This window comes from Thiohalobacter sp., from assembly GCF_027000115.1.
Classification (GTDB): Bacteria; Pseudomonadota; Gammaproteobacteria; order Thiohalobacterales; family Thiohalobacteraceae; genus JALTON01.
The window spans coordinates 13,636-27,622 of record NZ_JALTON010000007.1 but is presented as its reverse complement, the minus strand read 5'-3'; the positions used below and the strand labels follow the sequence as shown (position 1 = coordinate 27,622).

Here is a 13,987-nt window from a genome sequence, read left to right as displayed (position 1 = left end):
AAGAGCAGCTTGCTCATGTCAGGACTCCGGCACGGGGCCGGGCAGGGCTGTTCGGGCGTCGTCGGATGATGGGCCTCGCCAGGTCGGTATGGACATGCGCCCCATTATAGGGGGTAGAGATGGGGCAGCGGGGCGGGGGATTCAGTCGACGGAAAACACCTCGCCGCCGCGCTCGTCCATCATCTCCAGGGCGCGGCCGCCGCCGCGGGCGACGCAGGTGAGGGGGTCGTCCGCCACCACCACCGGCAGGCCGGTTTCCTCCATCAGCAGCCGGTCCAGATCCTTGAGCAGGGCGCCGCCGCCGGTGAGCACGATGCCGCGTTCGGCCACGTCCGCGCCCAGCTCGGGCGGCGTCTGCTCCAGGGCAGTCTTGACCGCGCCGACGATGCCGGCCAGCGGCTCTTGCAACGCCTCCAGGATCTCGTTGCTGTTGAGGGTGAAGCTGCGCGGGATGCCCTGCGCCAGGTTGCGGCCCTTGACCTCGATCTCCTGCACTTCGTTGCCGGGATAGGCGGAGCCGATCTCGTGCTTGATGCGCTCGGCGGTGGCCTCGCCGATCAGGGTGCCGTAGTTGCGTCGAACGTAGTTGACGATGGCCTCGTCGAACTTGTCGCCGCCGATGCGTACCGAAGCGGAATAGACGATGCCGTTCAGGGAGATGACCGCCACCTCGGAGGTGCCGCCGCCGATGTCCAGCACCATCGAGCCACGCGCTTCGTCGACCGGCATGCCAGCGCCGATGGCGGCCGCCATGGGCTCCTCGATCAGGTAGACCTCGCGGGCCCCGGCCCCGGCCGCGGACTCCTTGATGGCGCGCCGTTCCACCTGGGTGGAGCCACAGGGCACGCAGATCAGCACCCGCGGGCTCGGCCGGATGAAGCGGCCCTCGTGTACCTTGTGGATGAAGTGCTGGAGCATCTTCTCGGTGACGGTAAAGTCGGCGATCACCCCGTCCTTCAGCGGCCGGATGGCGGTGATGTTGCCCGGCGTGCGGCCGAGCATGCGCTTGGCTTCCAGGCCCACCGCGGCGATGCTTTTGGGGCTGCCCGGTCCCCGATCCTGGCGGATGGCCACCACCGACGGTTCGTCGAGCACGATGCCCTTGCCACGCACGTAGATCAGGGTGTTGGCGGTGCCGAGGTCGATGGAGAGGTCTTCGGAGAAGAGGCCCAGTAAGCGTTTGAATCCGAGCATGGAAGGGTGCAACCTCCGTGAAGTTCGGCGTAATGTAACAACGGGTGGGGGTTTGGGCAAGGCGACGGATGTGTTAATTTTCCCGCTTTGCGAAGCCCGTCCCCGAGGAATTCCCCATGGCCCTGGAGCCTTCCGAAGTCGAGAAGATCGCCCACCTGGCGCGGCTGGCCATCGGCCCTGCCGACGTGCCCGAATACGCCCGCAACCTGTCCGCCATCCTGGCCTTCGTCGAGCAGCTGGATGCGGTCGATACCGAGGGCGTCACGCCCATGGCGCATCCCCTGGACATGGCCCAGCGCATGCGCCCCGACGAGGTCACCGAAACCGACCAGCGCGAGCGCTTCCAGGCCATCGCCCCGGCGGTGGAGAGCGGCCTCTACCTGGTGCCCAAGGTCATTGAATGAACAGAGGCAAGTTGCAAGTTACAAGTTGCAAGTTATCGGGTCGCAAGTGGCGGGGGGCAACCCCTGCATTTGCCGCTGTGGACCCGACCGGTTGCTTGTAACCTGTATCTTGTATCTTGCAACTTGTAACTGGATGGATACCCATGCATGACAAGAGCATCGCCGAACTGGCGGCCGGCCTGAAGGCCCGCGAGTTCTCCGCCGAGGAACTGACGCGCCACTTCCTGGACCGCATCGAGCGGCTGGACCCGGGCCTCAACAGTTTCATCACCGTCACTGCCGAGCAGGCCATCGCACAGGCGCAGGCCGCAGATGCCCGCATCGCCGCCGGCGATGCCGGTCCGCTGACCGGCATCCCCTTCGCCCACAAGGACATCTTTTGCACCGACGGGGTAAGGACCAGCTGCGGTTCACGCATGCTGGACAATTTCATTGCGCCCTACGATGCCACCGTCACCCGGCGCCTGGCCGAGGCGGGCGCGGTGATGCTGGGCAAGACCAACATGGACGAGTTCGCCATGGGCTCGTCCAACGAAACCAGTTTTTACGGCCCGGTGTGCAATCCCTGGGACACCGAAAGGGTGCCGGGCGGTTCCTCGGGCGGCTCTGCCGCCGCCGTCGCCGCGCGGCTTGCACCCGCCGCCACCGGCACCGACACCGGCGGCTCCATTCGCCAGCCGGCCTCCCTGTGCGGCATCACCGGCATCAAGCCGACCTACGGCCGGGTGTCGCGCTACGGCATGATCGCCTTCGCCTCCAGTCTCGACCAGGGCGGTCCCATGACCCGCAGCGCCGAGGACGCCGCCCTGATGCTGGGCGCCATGGCCGGCTTCGATCCGCGCGATTCCACCAGCGTCGACCGGCCCGTGGACGACTATGTGGCGGCGCTGGATCGTCCGCTGGACGGCCTGCGCATCGGCCTGCCGAAGGAGTACTTCGGCGAAGGGCTGGATGCCGAGGTCGCTGCCGTGATCGAGGCCGCGATCGAGGTGCTCAAGCGACAGGGTGCACAGCCGGTGGAGATCACCCTGCCCAATACCGCGCTGGCCGTTCCGGCCTACTACGTGGTGGCGCCGGCGGAGTGCTCCTCCAACCTCTCGCGCTACGATGGCGTGCGCTTCGGCTACCGTTGCGATAACCCGCGCGATCTGGAAGACCTGTACAAGCGCTCGCGCGGCGAGGCCTTCGGCGCCGAGGTCAAGCGGCGCATCATGGTCGGCACCTATGCCCTGTCCGCCGGCTACTACGATGCCTATTATCTCAAGGCTCAGCAGGTGCGGCGCCTGATCGCGGACGACTTCCGCAAGGCATTCGAAGATGTCGACCTGATTGCAGGTCCCACCTCGCCCAGCATCGCCTTCCGCCTCGGCGAGAAGGCCGACGACCCGGTCACCATGTACCTGTCGGACATCTACACCATTGCCGTCAATCTCGCCGGCTTGCCCGGCATGTCCATACCCGCGGGTTTTGCCGCGGACATGCCTGTTGGTCTGCAGTTGATCGGCAACTACTTTGACGAAGCCCGGCTGCTCAACGTGGCGCACCGATTCCAGCAGGCAACGGACTGGCACACACAAGCGCCAAAGGGCTTTGAATGATAGATGCAAGATACGGGTCCAGGCTGAGAGAAGGATGGAGCTTCCCCGGTGACTTGTATCTTGCAACCTGTATCTTGTACCTGAGGTTCAAATCATGGAATGGGAAGCGGTAATCGGGCTTGAGATCCACGCCCAGCTGGCCACCCGAAGCAAGATCTTCTCCGGTGCCGCCACGGCCTACGGCGCGCCGCCGAACACCCAGGCCTGCGCGGTGGACCTGGGGCTGCCGGGTGTGTTGCCGGTGCTGAACGAGGAGGTGGTGCGCATGGCCGCGAAGTTCGGTCTGGCCACCCACAGCACGGTTGCGACGCGCTCGGTGTTCGCCCGCAAGAACTATTTCTATCCCGATCTCCCCAAGGGCTACCAGATCAGCCAGTACGAGCTGCCCATCGTGTACGACGGCTGGCTCGACGTCGAGCTCGACGATGGCAGCAGCAAGCGCATCGGTATTACCCGCGCCCATCTCGAAGAGGATGCCGGCAAGTCCCTGCACGAGGACTTCCACGGCATGAGCGGCATCGATCTCAACCGCGCCGGTACGCCGTTGCTGGAAATCGTTTCCGAGCCGGACCTGCGTTCGGCGAAGGAGGCTGTGGCCTACATGAAGAAGCTGCACATGCTGGTGCGCTACCTGGAGATCTGCGACGGCAACATGCAGGAGGGTTCCTTCCGCTGCGACGCCAATGTCTCCATCCGCCGCAAGGGCGAGCATCGTTTCGGCACCCGAACCGAGATCAAGAACATCAATTCCTTCCGCTTCGTGGAACGGGCCATCAACCACGAGATCGAGCGCCAGATCGATGTGCTGGAATCCGGTGGCGCGGTGGTGCAGGAAACCCGGCTGTACGACGCGGCCCGCGACGAGACGCGGCCCATGCGCACCAAGGAAGAGGCCAACGACTATCGCTACTTTCCCGATCCGGACCTGCTGCCGGTGGAAATCGACGAGGCCTTCATCGAGAGCGTGCGCAGGGAACTTCCGGAATTGCCGGATGCAAAGAAGGCGCGTTTCATGGATCAGTACGGCTTGTCGGCCTACGATGCCGGCGTGCTCACGGCGACCCGCGACATGGCGGACTACTACGAGGCCGTCGCCGCCGCCGTCGGCGATGCCAAGCTGTCCGCCAACTGGGTCATGGGCGAACTCTCGGGCGCCCTCAACAAGGCCACCCTCGACATCACCGAATCGCCCATTTCCGCAGAGGCATTGTCCGGCCTGCTGGCGCGCATCCTCGACAACACCATCTCCGGCAAGCTCGCCAAGCAGGTGTTCGAGGCCATGTGGGAGGGCGAGGGCAGTGCCGACGAGGTGATCGAGAAGCAGGGCCTGAAGCAGATTACCGATCCCGCAGCCATCGAGGCCATGATCCGCGACATCATGGCCGCCAACCCGAAGCAGGTCGAACAGTACCGCGCCGGCCAGGAAAAGCTGCTCGGCTTCTTTGTCGGTCAGGTGATGAAGGCCTCCGGCGGCAAGGCCAATCCGGGGGCGGTCAACAAGCTGCTGAGGAAGTTGTTGAGTGAGGGGTGAAGTGCCGGCGCCTCACTCATAAACCATGACCGACGGCGACACCCTCAACCGCTTCCTGTTCGAACACACCCGGGTCCGGGGCGAGCTGGTGCATCTGGATGCCACCTGGCGGGCGGTGCTGGAACGGCACGCCTATCCGCCGCGTGTTCGCGAGCTGCTGGGGGAGGCGATGGTCGCGGCCGTGCTGCTGTCCACCATCATCAAGTTTGATGGCTCGCTGACCCTGCAGCTGACCGGGGAGGGGGCGCTGAGCATGCTGGTGGTGCAGGCGACCTCGAGGCGCACGGTGCGCGGTCTGGCGCACTGGCACGAGCCGCTGCCGGAAGCGGGCGGTCTCGGCGAGCTGACCGGCAATGCGAGGCTGGCCATCACCATCGATCCGGGGCAGGGCATGGATCGTTACCAGGGCATCGTGGCGCTGGAGGGAGAGCCCGACCTGTCGGCGGCACTGGCGGCCTATTTCTCTCAGTCAGAGCAGCTCGATACCCGGCTGTGGCTGGCCGCCGGTCCCGAGCGCGCGGCGGGCATGTTGCTGCAGCGCCTGCCGGGTACCGACGAGGATCCGGACGTCTGGCCGCGCACCGTGCAGCTGGCCGACACCATCACCGATCCGGAACTGCTCAGGCTGGGGCACCGGGAGATCCTGCATCGGCTGTTCCACGAAGAGGATGTGCGTTTCTTCGAGTCCGAGCCGGTCAGTTTCCGCTGCAGTTGCTCGCGCGAACGCATCGAGCACATGCTGCGCGGTCTGGGCTACGACGAGGTGCAGTCCATTCTCGAGGAACAGGGCGGGGTCGAGGTCACCTGCGAATTCTGCAACCAGCGCTATCACTTCGACGCCGTCGATGCCGAGCGCCTGTTCGCCTCGGCCGATCAGCCGGACGTGCCGCCGACGCGGCACTGAGCGTCGCAGATACAGGATTCAAGATACAAGGTACAAGTTGGTGGGGCTGTCATGCGAAGCCCCATCCCCTGATGTTCTCCACGCGGTCGTGATGGCTACTTGCAACTTGTATTAGTTGTCTCACAATTGTCTGAACATGGAAGTCCTGTGAATTTGTAGGATGGGTAAAGGAGCGCAGCGACGTGCCCATCATGATTGAGCGGCAGTTTGATGGGCACGGCCTTTCAAGTCTTTGCCCATCCTGCGGATTTTTGCAACGACCGGGTGAGTTCTCCGTGTCCTCCATGTTCCCGTCGCCCCGCAAACTGTAGCCCCGCCTCAATCTGCCATTTCTTCCAGTTCCAGCGGCACCTCCGCCGCCTCGCCGTCGGCCAGGCGGTAGCCGCGCAGTTCCAGCACGCCCTTGGTGTCGAGCGAGGCGATGAGGTAGAGCGCCTCCGGATAAGCGGCTTCCTCCAGGTCGCGTGCCGAGGGCCGGGCCGGGGCATGGGGGTGGGAGTGGTAGACGGCGAACAGGGTCTCGCCCGCCTCACGCATGCGGCGCATGGCGTCGATCTGGCCGGCGGGGTCCATGCGGAAGAGCTCGCCAGGGCGTTCGGCCACGTTGGCCACGGGGTAGAAGCGTTCCGGTCGCCCATCGCGCGCGCCGATCAGGCCGCAGACCTCGATCTCGGCGTTGCGCTGCGCCTCGGTGAGCAGCTGGTTGACCAGGGGGCGGGGCAGCAGGACGGCTTGTGTCACGACGGGACCTTGGTTGCGGCAATGGCGGCTGGTGCCGCGGTATGATACCCGCTGCTTCCCGTTCGAGACCAGCGAGACGCCCCGCGCCCGAGCCATGGCCACCGACGAACGCATCCTGCTCTGCACCGACCTCGACCGCACCCTGCTGCCCAACGGCCCGGCGCCCGAGTCGCCGCTGGCGCGCCCCTTGTTCCATCACCTGGTCGAGCACGAGCCACTGCTGCTGGCCTACGTCTCCGGCCGCAACCGGTCACTCATCGAGGCGGCCATCAGGGAATGGGACCTGCCCCTGCCCGACTATGCCGTGGCCGACGTCGGCACCACCATCCATCGACCGCAGGCGGGCGAATGGCAGGTGTGGGAACCCTGGTGGACCCACATCGGCCGGGCCTGGGGCAGGCGCACCGCGGCCGATCTGGCGCCGCTGTTCGACGACTTCGAGGAGCTCGCGCCGCAGGCGCCGGAACACCAGGGGCGCTACAAGCTGAGCTTCCATGCGCCCGCCGACACGGACCACGCCGCGCTGCTGGCAAGGATGCAGCGTCGCCTGGGCGAGCAGGGGTTGAGGGCGAGCCTGGTCTGGAGCGTCGACGAAACCCGGCCCATCGGCCTGGTCGACGTGCTGCCGCCGGACGCGGACAAGCTCGGGGCCATCCGCTTCCTGATGCGCGAGCTGGGTCTGGGGCCGGAACAGCTGCTGTTCGCCGGCGACAGCGGCAACGACCTGCCCGTGCTGGCCAGCGAAATCCCCGCCGTGCTGGTGGCCAATGCCAGCGACGCGGTGCGCGAGGCGGCCGAATGGGCAGCGCACGAGGCGGGCCATGACGACCGGCTGTACCCGGCCCGGGGCCTGTCGGATGATTTGAACGGGAACTATGCCGCAGGCATCATCGAGGGACTGGTGCATTATCATCCCCGGATGGCGGAGGCCGTGCGTCGCCATCTGGCCCATCTGCAAACCTCCGGGAGCTGAGTCATGGAATTCTTCGCCCACGCCCGCGTGCCCTTTTCCGTCAATGGCCTGCAGCAGTTCGTGCGCATCGACACCCTGCCCGAGTGGTGTGCCTCGGTGGACAGGGTGCTCGAGCACGACGGCGACCGGGGTTCCATCTACTGTGTCTGGGGTGAATTCCGGGTGCACCGGGAGATGATCCGCGACGGCGTGCGCTTCACCCTGCCGGGCTGTCCCAATGCCCTGCAGTGGACGGTCACCGCGGACGACATCGGCGGCGGCCGGGTGGTGGTGCACCTCACCATCAACCGGGCCGAGCACGACGCCGACTTCGTGGCGTCCATGGAACAGTTCGTGGCCGACTTCCGCGCCGGGCTGGAGCGCCATGTGCCCGAGATCCTCAAGGCGCAGCGCGATCAGGCAGCCGCGGAGAAGCCGGAGGGCATGCCCTGGTTCGGTTGAGCAGCAGGCCCGGCTTCCGGGGGCGGCGGGTGTAACACGGAGCCTGCCGAGGCGCCGAGGGCACCGGGCAAAACAGACTTTGTCAGTCGTCTCACAATTGTCTGAACATGGAAGTCCTGTGAATTTGTAGGATGGGCAAAGGATCGCAGCGACGTGCCCATCAGCATCCCGTGACCGTCATGATGGGCACGGCCCTTCGGGCCTTTGCCCATCCTACCCAGTCGGCCACGATCAGACAGAACGCTTTCAGACAATTATGAGACTCTTAAGAAAGTCAGCGCCGCCGACGCCGGCGGTATGGTGTAGCCCGGATGCAGGCCCGCAGGGCCGGAATCCGGGGAAACGTCCTTTCTCGTTTCCGCACGTGCGCTTCCGGTCGTGGGTGCCGGCCCGGTGCACTGTGCGGCTTAAAGCCGCTTGCCGGCCAGCGTCGGCACCTTGTCGGTGCGGGTTTCCAGTTTCAGGTAGCTCACCAGCCTGACCGTGCCCTCGGCATGCAGCACCTCGTGCACCTGGCGCACGGCAGCCAGGATCACCTCCAGGTCGCCCTCCAGGTTGGTGCCGGAGGCATGGGTTTCCAGCGTCAGGTCGTGCTCGGCCAGCAGGTCCAGCACCCGCCGGATCTCGCGACGCACCGATACGCCCTGTCCGATGGGAATCACCTGCAGTTCCGCGGTTGCTCTCATGCGTTTTCTCCGTCTTTGCCGTGCAGGGCCTGGCGCAGTGTCTCGTAGGCGGCGTTCAGCCTTTCCCGCGCCTGCTGGCGCACTGCCTCGCCCTGGTCCTCGGCCAGGCCGTCGATCAGGCCCAGGGCGACATGATGGAATCGTTCCGCGGCAGCGGCTGCGTCGACGGCGACCGCGGCCTCGGGTGGTGTCTCGGGTGTGTCGTCCAGCGGTGTCACCCGGGCGGCGCGCGGCAGGCAGCGCTGGCGGCCGCTGGCCTGGTCGGTTGCCAGCAGCGGGCCGGTCTTGGCATAGCGGATCCCCTGGTATTCGAACAGGGCCCCGAGCGGCAACTGATGGAATTTCATGGCGGTCCTCCTCCGCCGCCATGATGAGGGCGTGTGTGATCCGGCTCAAGGGGTGCCCTGATTCAGGTCAAGGCATGCGCTGCGGCCCGCCGGCTACCCTGCGGGAAGGTTCGACGGGGGAGCTGCCGATGGACTGCAACCGGATTGCCGATCTGCCCGAGGTGGCGCTGGCGGAGATGAATGCCGTACACCAGGAGGAGATGCGCCTGCTGCGTGAATTCATCGCCACCCTGGAGGCCTGCGACCACGGCCACGAGTCCCGGGATGCGCTCGACCCGCTGCTCGGCGCGCTGCTCGACCATCTGCAGGCCCACTTCCGCGGCGAGGAGGCGCGCATGGAAGCGGCCGCCTTTCCGCCCTATGCCGTGCACAAGGCCGAACATGACCGGGTGCTGGCCGAAGCGCGCGCGGTGGCCGAGGCCTGGCTGCGCTTCCGGGATTACGACACCCTCCGACGCTACTTCTGCGAGATGCTGCCGCGGTGGATGTTCGACCATGTCGCGACCATGGATCGGGTCACGGCGGCCTATCTGGCGGAGCGGGAGGGTTTGGAGTGAGGCGTGAGGGATGCAGGCCCTACGGCCTGCGCCGCAGCCCCAGCGGATCATCGGGGTCGACGCCGTCCTGGAACGGCAGCCGGCGGTCGATGTTGGTGATCTGGTAGACCTTGCCGATCCAGTTGTTGATGACGGCCTCGGCGGTGTCATGCCAGGTGTTGTCCAGTCGCTGCGCGATCAGGCGCTCCGGCAGCTCCGGCAGGGGCGTGCCATGGTCCAGCGCGGCGATCACCCGGTCGCGATGCTCCTCCAGAATGGCCTGCGACTGCAGACTGAAGTAGTGTTCGGGAAAGGGCGGGTAGTCCGGCCGTTGACCGGCCGCGAAGCGCAGCACCTCGCGCTTGTATTCCTTGAGCAGGCTGATGATGTCGTATTCCGGGTGACCCTGGAAGAAGACGATGCGGAACAGATCCTCGGAGACGGCGAGATGCACGCCTGCGGTGTCGCTCTCGGCCAGCACGTGCAGGCCGGCGGCCTCGAACTGGGCGCGGTCGATCTGGTTGAAGCGCGAGTGCGGCACATCGAAGCGGGTGTTCACGCCCGCCACCAGCGGGTGCTTGCGATCCGTTACGCGATGCGGATAGACGCCCCAGCGCTTGAAGCCGAGCGGGCGGCGCTTCTGCCCGTAGCGGAACTCCATCACTGCGTGGGTGGCAAGGCATGAGCAAAGTGTCGAGGTGACATTGTCCCAGGCCCAGTCGATGACCTCGATCAGCGGTTCCCAGAAGGGCTGTGTGGACAGCTCCGGGCCGACCACATTGGCGCCGGTGATGATGAGGGCATCCAGCCCCTGCTGCTTGAGGTCCTCGAAGCGTTCGTAGTAGCGGTCGATGTGAGCCTGTGCCTCCGGGCCGCGCTCGAGCTGCGGCAGCGAGAAGGGATGCATGTAGAACTGGGCGATCTGGTTGGATTCGCCGACCAGGCGGAAGAACTGGCGCTCGGTCGCGGCCAGCGCGGCGTCGGGCATCATGTTCAGCAGCCCGATGTGCAGTTCGCGGATCTCCTGCTGCAGGGCGAAGTCGCGGGGGATGACAGTCTCGCCCTCCTGTCGCAGGCGTTCGAAAGTGGGCAAGGCGGTATTGGCAACCAGAGGCACGGCAGGGGTCCTCAGCGCTGGCGTTCCAGCGCCCGTTCGATCAGTTGCAGGAAGCCGGCCTCGTCCTCCACCGCCCACAGTTCCTCGGTGCTGACGGTATAGCCGTGGTCGGCGGCAATGCGCTCGTAGCGCGGGATGCGCTCGTAGAAGAGGCGCGGGAAGATCCAGCGCACGAAGGCATCGGGGTCGATCTGGGCGACATAGTCCAGTGCTTCCGCAGCCATGTACTCGGCGAGCTGGCGGTCGAGGAAGTCCTCGCGATAGTAGAGCGGCTTGGGGTCGCTCTCGGCACGGCGGATCAGTTCCTGTTCGTCTTCATGGCTGGCCTTTATATAGACGATCAGCGTATGTTCGGCGAGGGTGTCCAGCGTCTCCGGATCGTCCAGTTCGCAGACACTGCCGCCGGCATCGTTGATGAAGTGGCGGTAGCCGTATATCGACTGCGCCTTGTCGATAAAGGCAGGCACGTCGCGCATGGCGCGGATCTCGGCGTCGCGGTGCAGGGCCTGGCGACGCTTGAATTCGGCCAGCCCCAGCCCGCCCAGCTCGGGATTGCCGAGTTTGCCGAGGAAGCTGGACACCGGTGCCAGGTTGTCCACCGTGATGTTGTTGATGATGTGGATGGAGTCCGAGCGCAGCAGCTCGCGCAGAAAGGGGATCTGCATCGCCTGCGCCTTGATGTTGTCGAGTATGGGCTCGTCCAGGTAGCGGGTGCCGATGCGGTAGTCGCCCGAGTAGTGGAACCAGTCACGCCGCCGCAGCATGCAGGCCAGCCGGGTCTTGCCCACGCCGGACATCCCCAGCAGGGTGATGCGCTTGCTGTCCCAGTCGCGGAATTCCCGCGCAGTCAGTCTCATGCCGTTCTCCTCGAAGCGATCCTGCCATGTTACCGGGGATGCGGCGCCGTTTCAGCAGCCGGCATGAATTCGAGATGGAGGCTGAGTCGCCCGTTGAAGTGGGCGCGGGCCTCGAGGGACCCCGGCGTACGGGGTGGCGGGAAGACAGTGGCCGGCCGGGCATCCAGCAGCGTCCAGTCGGCGGGATACTCGATGCGCTGGGTCATGGCCATGGGATAGAAACCGTCAAGAAAGCCGCGGTAGAAGGGACCCTGGCGAAGGATCAGGCGGCCGTCCGCGGCGCGCCTGAGGATGCGGGCCTGCAGGCGCACGCACAGGCTGGCCCCGCGCTCGATGTCGGCCAGTTCCACCTGGTTCCCGTCGACCCGCCAGGCACCGATGCCCTGGGCCTCGACGATGCGCAGGCCGCGCAGTGTCTGGTAGTCGTAGCGGATGTCGAGACGGGGGACGGCGTCGAGCCGCCGGTGGCACTGCTCGATGGCCACCCAGCCATGGCGGGCCGAGTCGGCGTCGATCACCAGCCGGTTGTCGATGCGGAACAGCTCCGGCGGCGGGGGCCAGTCGAGGATTTCCAGCCGGCCCTCGTTGACGCCGCGGGTATCCGGGGCGTCGGGTGGCCAGGATTGGTCGGGCCTGTCGGCGGCTGCCGCCGCGCCGGCCAGCACCGGTATAATGAGCAGCCATGAAAGCGTACGCAGCATACCCCAATATGGCACGCCCGGGCCGATGCGGGAAGTGTCCAGCGTGAGCGCGACACAACTGGTCGATATCGGCGTCAATCTCACCAATCGTGCCTTCGCCCGCGATCCGGATGCCGTGATCGAGGGTGCCATGGCCGCCGGCGTCACGCGCATGATCGTGACCGGCACCAGCGTGGCACATTCCGAGGCGGCCCTTGAACTCTGCGCGCGCTGGCCGGGCGTGCTCTGGGCGACCGCCGGCATCCATCCCCACCATGCCTCGGAGTGCGATGCCGCGGCGCTGCGGGCGCTGGAGGGACTGCTGGCCGAGTCCGCGGTGGTGGCGGTGGGCGAGTGTGGGCTGGACTTCAACCGCAACTACAGCCCGCCGGAGCAACAGGAGGCCGCTTTCGTCGCCCAGTTGGGGCTGGCCCGGGATTGTGGCAAGCCGCTGTTCCTGCATGAGCGCGATGCCCATGCCCGCCAGCTGGAACTGCTGGATGCCGAGGCGGCCGGGTTGCCCGGCGTGGCCCACTGCTTCACCGGCGATGTGGCGCAGATGCGGGCCTACGTGGCACGCGGGCTGCACGTGGGGGTGACAGGCTGGGTCTGCGACGAGCGCCGTGGCCAGGCACTGCAGGCAGCGGTGCCGGAGATCCCGGAGGATCGCCTGCTGCTGGAGACGGATGCGCCCTGGCTCGTGCCGCGCGATCTCCGGCCCCGGCCGGCCGGAGGGCGCAACGAACCGCGCTTCCTGCCCCATGTGTGTGCGGCGGTGGCGCGGCTGCGGGGCGCGGCGCCGGAGGCGATCGCTGCCGTCACCACCGCCAATGCCGAACGGCTGTTCGGTCTCGACAGGATTCCGGGGGCGCCATGACAGGAACGACAACAGAACAGGTCCCGACGGGCAGCCCGCTGGCGGAGAGCATCCGCCAGCAGCGCGAGGCGCTGACCGAGATGATCCGCATGCCCCTGCAGGGCATCGCCGAGCGCTGCGCCGATGTCTGGCCGGACCGCGAGGCGCTGGACCAGACGCTGATGTCGGGGCTGCTGGAACTGCCCTACTGCGCCTTTCTCTATGCGCTCGATCCGCGCGGCCGGCAGCTCAGCGACAACGCCAGCCACCAGGGTCTGCTGCCGGAGCACTACGGCCGTGATCGCTCCGACCGTCCCTACATGAAGGGGGTGCTGCCGATCTACGGGCTGCAACTGTCGGACAGCTATCTCAGTCTGCGGGCCCGGCGGCCCTCGGTCACGGCCCTCCAGGTGGTGCGCCGTGGCGGGCGGGTGCTGGGCTTCGTGGGTGCCGACTTCGACCTGCGCGATCTCCCGCTGACCCGCGCTCTCTACGAGGAACCGCATCACTGGCGCCAGATCAAGGGCGATCCCGCGATCCGGGGCCAGGTCTTCCAACAGTGCCGGCAGGAAAGCGCCATGGACCGTCGCCTCGACGACGTGCTCGCGATCATGGAGGAGCTGATCGTCGAGCATGGCGTGTTCCACGGCAAGCTGCACTTCTCCAGCAATCGTGCCACCCTGTGGCACGTCAGCGATCCCTTCCGCTACCGGCTGCTGGAGCTGGACATGCTGGTCGATCCCAGCGTCTGTTTCGCCTATCCGCGTACCCGCTATCCGGACAGTGCCGTGGTGCCGGCCGGGGTCATCGGCGAGATCCTGCGCAGCTTCCGGGCGCTGCGCTTTGCCGACCAGAGCATCTATCTGCGTGCCGGTTCCATCAATATCTTCAACGGGCTGGTGGCACTGAACTTCTCCTGCGACGGTTCCCACTATCTGCCCTTCGCCGAGTTTCTGGACCGGGAAACCCCCTTCTGGAGCGATCTCGGTATCGAGGATTGATCGGGCCACGGCAGGCGGTCTTGTCGCCCGATTCAGGCCCGCAGGGCCGGAATCCGGGGCAACACCGTTCCCGATGTCGATGGCGGGTGGAACGCAGTATCCGCCCTGGTGCAACATGTAA

The 13,987-nt window shown here is 66.3% G+C and carries 16 protein-coding genes; 9 read left to right on the top strand and 7 right to left on the bottom strand.

The window, feature by feature from the left end; genetic code table 11:
- Positions 1–141 precede the first annotated feature (141 nt).
- On the bottom strand, positions 142–1,194 hold the full coding sequence (locus tag MVF76_RS01170; RefSeq protein WP_297526835.1) for a rod shape-determining protein: 1,053 nt from the start codon (positions 1,192–1,194) through the stop codon (positions 142–144).
- Positions 1,195–1,310: 116 nt separating this feature from the next.
- Here MVF76_RS01170 and gatC point away from each other — a divergent pair, with 116 nt between their 5' ends.
- From gatC to hslO, 4 genes are all read left to right on the top strand, one after another.
- Positions 1,311–1,598 (top strand): Asp-tRNA(Asn)/Glu-tRNA(Gln) amidotransferase subunit GatC, encoded by a 288-nt coding sequence (gene gatC / locus MVF76_RS01165; protein ID WP_297526833.1) that lies wholly within the window; start codon positions 1,311–1,313, stop codon positions 1,596–1,598.
- Positions 1,599–1,741: 143 nt separating this feature from the next.
- On the top strand, positions 1,742–3,196 hold the full coding sequence (gene gatA / locus MVF76_RS01160; RefSeq protein WP_297526831.1) for an Asp-tRNA(Asn)/Glu-tRNA(Gln) amidotransferase subunit GatA: 1,455 nt from the start codon (positions 1,742–1,744) through the stop codon (positions 3,194–3,196).
- A gap of 94 nt (positions 3,197–3,290) precedes the next feature.
- Positions 3,291–4,727 (top strand): Asp-tRNA(Asn)/Glu-tRNA(Gln) amidotransferase subunit GatB, encoded by a 1,437-nt coding sequence (gene gatB / locus MVF76_RS01155; RefSeq protein WP_297526829.1) that lies wholly within the window; start codon positions 3,291–3,293, stop codon positions 4,725–4,727.
- A gap of 25 nt (positions 4,728–4,752) precedes the next feature.
- Positions 4,753–5,631, top strand: a complete 879-nt coding sequence (gene hslO / locus MVF76_RS01150; RefSeq protein ID WP_297526827.1) for an Hsp33 family molecular chaperone HslO — start codon at positions 4,753–4,755, stop codon at positions 5,629–5,631.
- Positions 5,632–5,949: 318 nt separating this feature from the next.
- On the opposite strand, the gene MVF76_RS01145 is transcribed toward hslO, so the two are convergent.
- The gene (locus tag MVF76_RS01145) at positions 5,950–6,372 is read right to left on the bottom strand and encodes a M67 family metallopeptidase (protein ID WP_297526825.1); all 423 of its coding nucleotides are present in this window, start codon (positions 6,370–6,372) and stop codon (positions 5,950–5,952) included.
- Between the two features lie 31 nt (positions 6,373–6,403).
- On the opposite strand from MVF76_RS01145, the gene MVF76_RS01140 reads away from it, so the two are divergent.
- Together MVF76_RS01140 and MVF76_RS01135 are read left to right on the top strand one after the other, a co-directional pair.
- Complete coding sequence (locus tag MVF76_RS01140) at positions 6,404–7,345, top strand: HAD-IIB family hydrolase (RefSeq protein ID WP_297526823.1); 942 nt, start codon at positions 6,404–6,406, stop codon at positions 7,343–7,345.
- Between the two features lie 3 nt (positions 7,346–7,348).
- On the top strand, positions 7,349–7,786 hold the full coding sequence (locus tag MVF76_RS01135; RefSeq protein WP_297526821.1) for a hypothetical protein: 438 nt from the start codon (positions 7,349–7,351) through the stop codon (positions 7,784–7,786).
- 407 nt (positions 7,787–8,193) lie between these two features.
- On the opposite strand, the gene MVF76_RS01130 is transcribed toward MVF76_RS01135, so the two are convergent.
- Both MVF76_RS01130 and MVF76_RS01125 read right to left on the bottom strand, forming a co-directional pair.
- Positions 8,194–8,472, bottom strand: a complete 279-nt coding sequence (locus MVF76_RS01130) for an MTH1187 family thiamine-binding protein (protein WP_297526819.1) — start codon at positions 8,470–8,472, stop codon at positions 8,194–8,196.
- Positions 8,469–8,819, bottom strand: a complete 351-nt coding sequence (locus tag MVF76_RS01125; RefSeq protein ID WP_297526817.1) for a hypothetical protein — start codon at positions 8,817–8,819, stop codon at positions 8,469–8,471. The genes MVF76_RS01130 and MVF76_RS01125 overlap by 4 nt, the downstream gene beginning before the upstream one ends.
- A gap of 128 nt (positions 8,820–8,947) precedes the next feature.
- Between MVF76_RS01125 and MVF76_RS01120 the strand changes: the two genes are divergently transcribed.
- Positions 8,948–9,376: a bacteriohemerythrin gene (locus MVF76_RS01120; RefSeq protein ID WP_297526815.1), complete on the top strand. Its 429-nt coding sequence runs from the start codon at positions 8,948–8,950 to the stop codon at positions 9,374–9,376.
- A gap of 19 nt (positions 9,377–9,395) precedes the next feature.
- On the opposite strand, the gene metA is transcribed toward MVF76_RS01120, so the two are convergent.
- From metA to MVF76_RS01105, 3 genes are read right to left on the bottom strand one after another with little or no spacing between them, the layout of a single operon-like run.
- Positions 9,396–10,472, bottom strand: coding sequence for a homoserine O-succinyltransferase MetA (metA, locus tag MVF76_RS01115; protein ID WP_297526813.1), 1,077 nt, complete (start codon positions 10,470–10,472; stop codon positions 9,396–9,398).
- 11 nt (positions 10,473–10,483) lie between these two features.
- A complete protein-coding gene (locus MVF76_RS01110; protein ID WP_297526812.1) occupies positions 10,484–11,329 on the bottom strand; it encodes an ATPase in 846 nt (281 codons plus the stop codon).
- A gap of 29 nt (positions 11,330–11,358) precedes the next feature.
- Positions 11,359–12,030 carry a hypothetical protein gene (locus MVF76_RS01105; RefSeq protein WP_297526810.1) on the bottom strand — a complete coding sequence of 224 codons (672 nt, stop codon included), beginning with the start codon at positions 12,028–12,030 and terminating at the stop codon, positions 11,359–11,361.
- Positions 12,031–12,088: 58 nt separating this feature from the next.
- Between MVF76_RS01105 and MVF76_RS01100 the strand changes: the two genes are divergently transcribed.
- Together MVF76_RS01100 and MVF76_RS01095 are read left to right on the top strand one after the other, a co-directional pair.
- On the top strand, positions 12,089–12,886 hold the full coding sequence (locus MVF76_RS01100) for a TatD family hydrolase (RefSeq protein WP_317622909.1): 798 nt from the start codon (positions 12,089–12,091) through the stop codon (positions 12,884–12,886).
- Positions 12,883–13,866, top strand: a complete 984-nt coding sequence (locus MVF76_RS01095) for a PDC sensor domain-containing protein (protein ID WP_297526806.1) — start codon at positions 12,883–12,885, stop codon at positions 13,864–13,866. Before MVF76_RS01100 ends, MVF76_RS01095 begins: the two co-directional genes overlap by 4 nt.
- Positions 13,867–13,987: the final 121 nt, after the last annotated feature.

What these genes read in the sequence shown, in the direction of transcription:
- MVF76_RS01135 (WP_297526821.1), top strand. Translation starts at nt 7,349, where the DNA reads ATGGAATTCTTCGCCCACGCCCGCGTGCCCTTTTCCGTCAATGGCCTG.
- MVF76_RS01110 (WP_297526812.1), bottom strand. Translation starts at nt 11,329, where the DNA reads ATGAGACTGACTGCGCGGGAATTCCGCGACTGGGACAGCAAGCGCATC.
- MVF76_RS01125 (WP_297526817.1), bottom strand. Translation starts at nt 8,819, where the DNA reads ATGAAATTCCATCAGTTGCCGCTCGGGGCCCTGTTCGAATACCAGGGG.
- MVF76_RS01170 (WP_297526835.1), bottom strand. Translation starts at nt 1,194, where the DNA reads ATGCTCGGATTCAAACGCTTACTGGGCCTCTTCTCCGAAGACCTCTCC.
- MVF76_RS01120 (WP_297526815.1), top strand. Translation starts at nt 8,948, where the DNA reads ATGGACTGCAACCGGATTGCCGATCTGCCCGAGGTGGCGCTGGCGGAG.
- gatA (WP_297526831.1), top strand. Translation starts at nt 1,742, where the DNA reads ATGCATGACAAGAGCATCGCCGAACTGGCGGCCGGCCTGAAGGCCCGC.
- gatB (WP_297526829.1), top strand. Translation starts at nt 3,291, where the DNA reads ATGGAATGGGAAGCGGTAATCGGGCTTGAGATCCACGCCCAGCTGGCC.
- hslO (WP_297526827.1), top strand. Translation starts at nt 4,753, where the DNA reads ATGACCGACGGCGACACCCTCAACCGCTTCCTGTTCGAACACACCCGG.
- MVF76_RS01105 (WP_297526810.1), bottom strand. Translation starts at nt 12,030, where the DNA reads ATGCTGCGTACGCTTTCATGGCTGCTCATTATACCGGTGCTGGCCGGC.
- MVF76_RS01095 (WP_297526806.1), top strand. Translation starts at nt 12,883, where the DNA reads ATGACAGGAACGACAACAGAACAGGTCCCGACGGGCAGCCCGCTGGCG.
- MVF76_RS01130 (WP_297526819.1), bottom strand. Translation starts at nt 8,472, where the DNA reads ATGAGAGCAACCGCGGAACTGCAGGTGATTCCCATCGGACAGGGCGTA.
- gatC (WP_297526833.1), top strand. Translation starts at nt 1,311, where the DNA reads ATGGCCCTGGAGCCTTCCGAAGTCGAGAAGATCGCCCACCTGGCGCGG.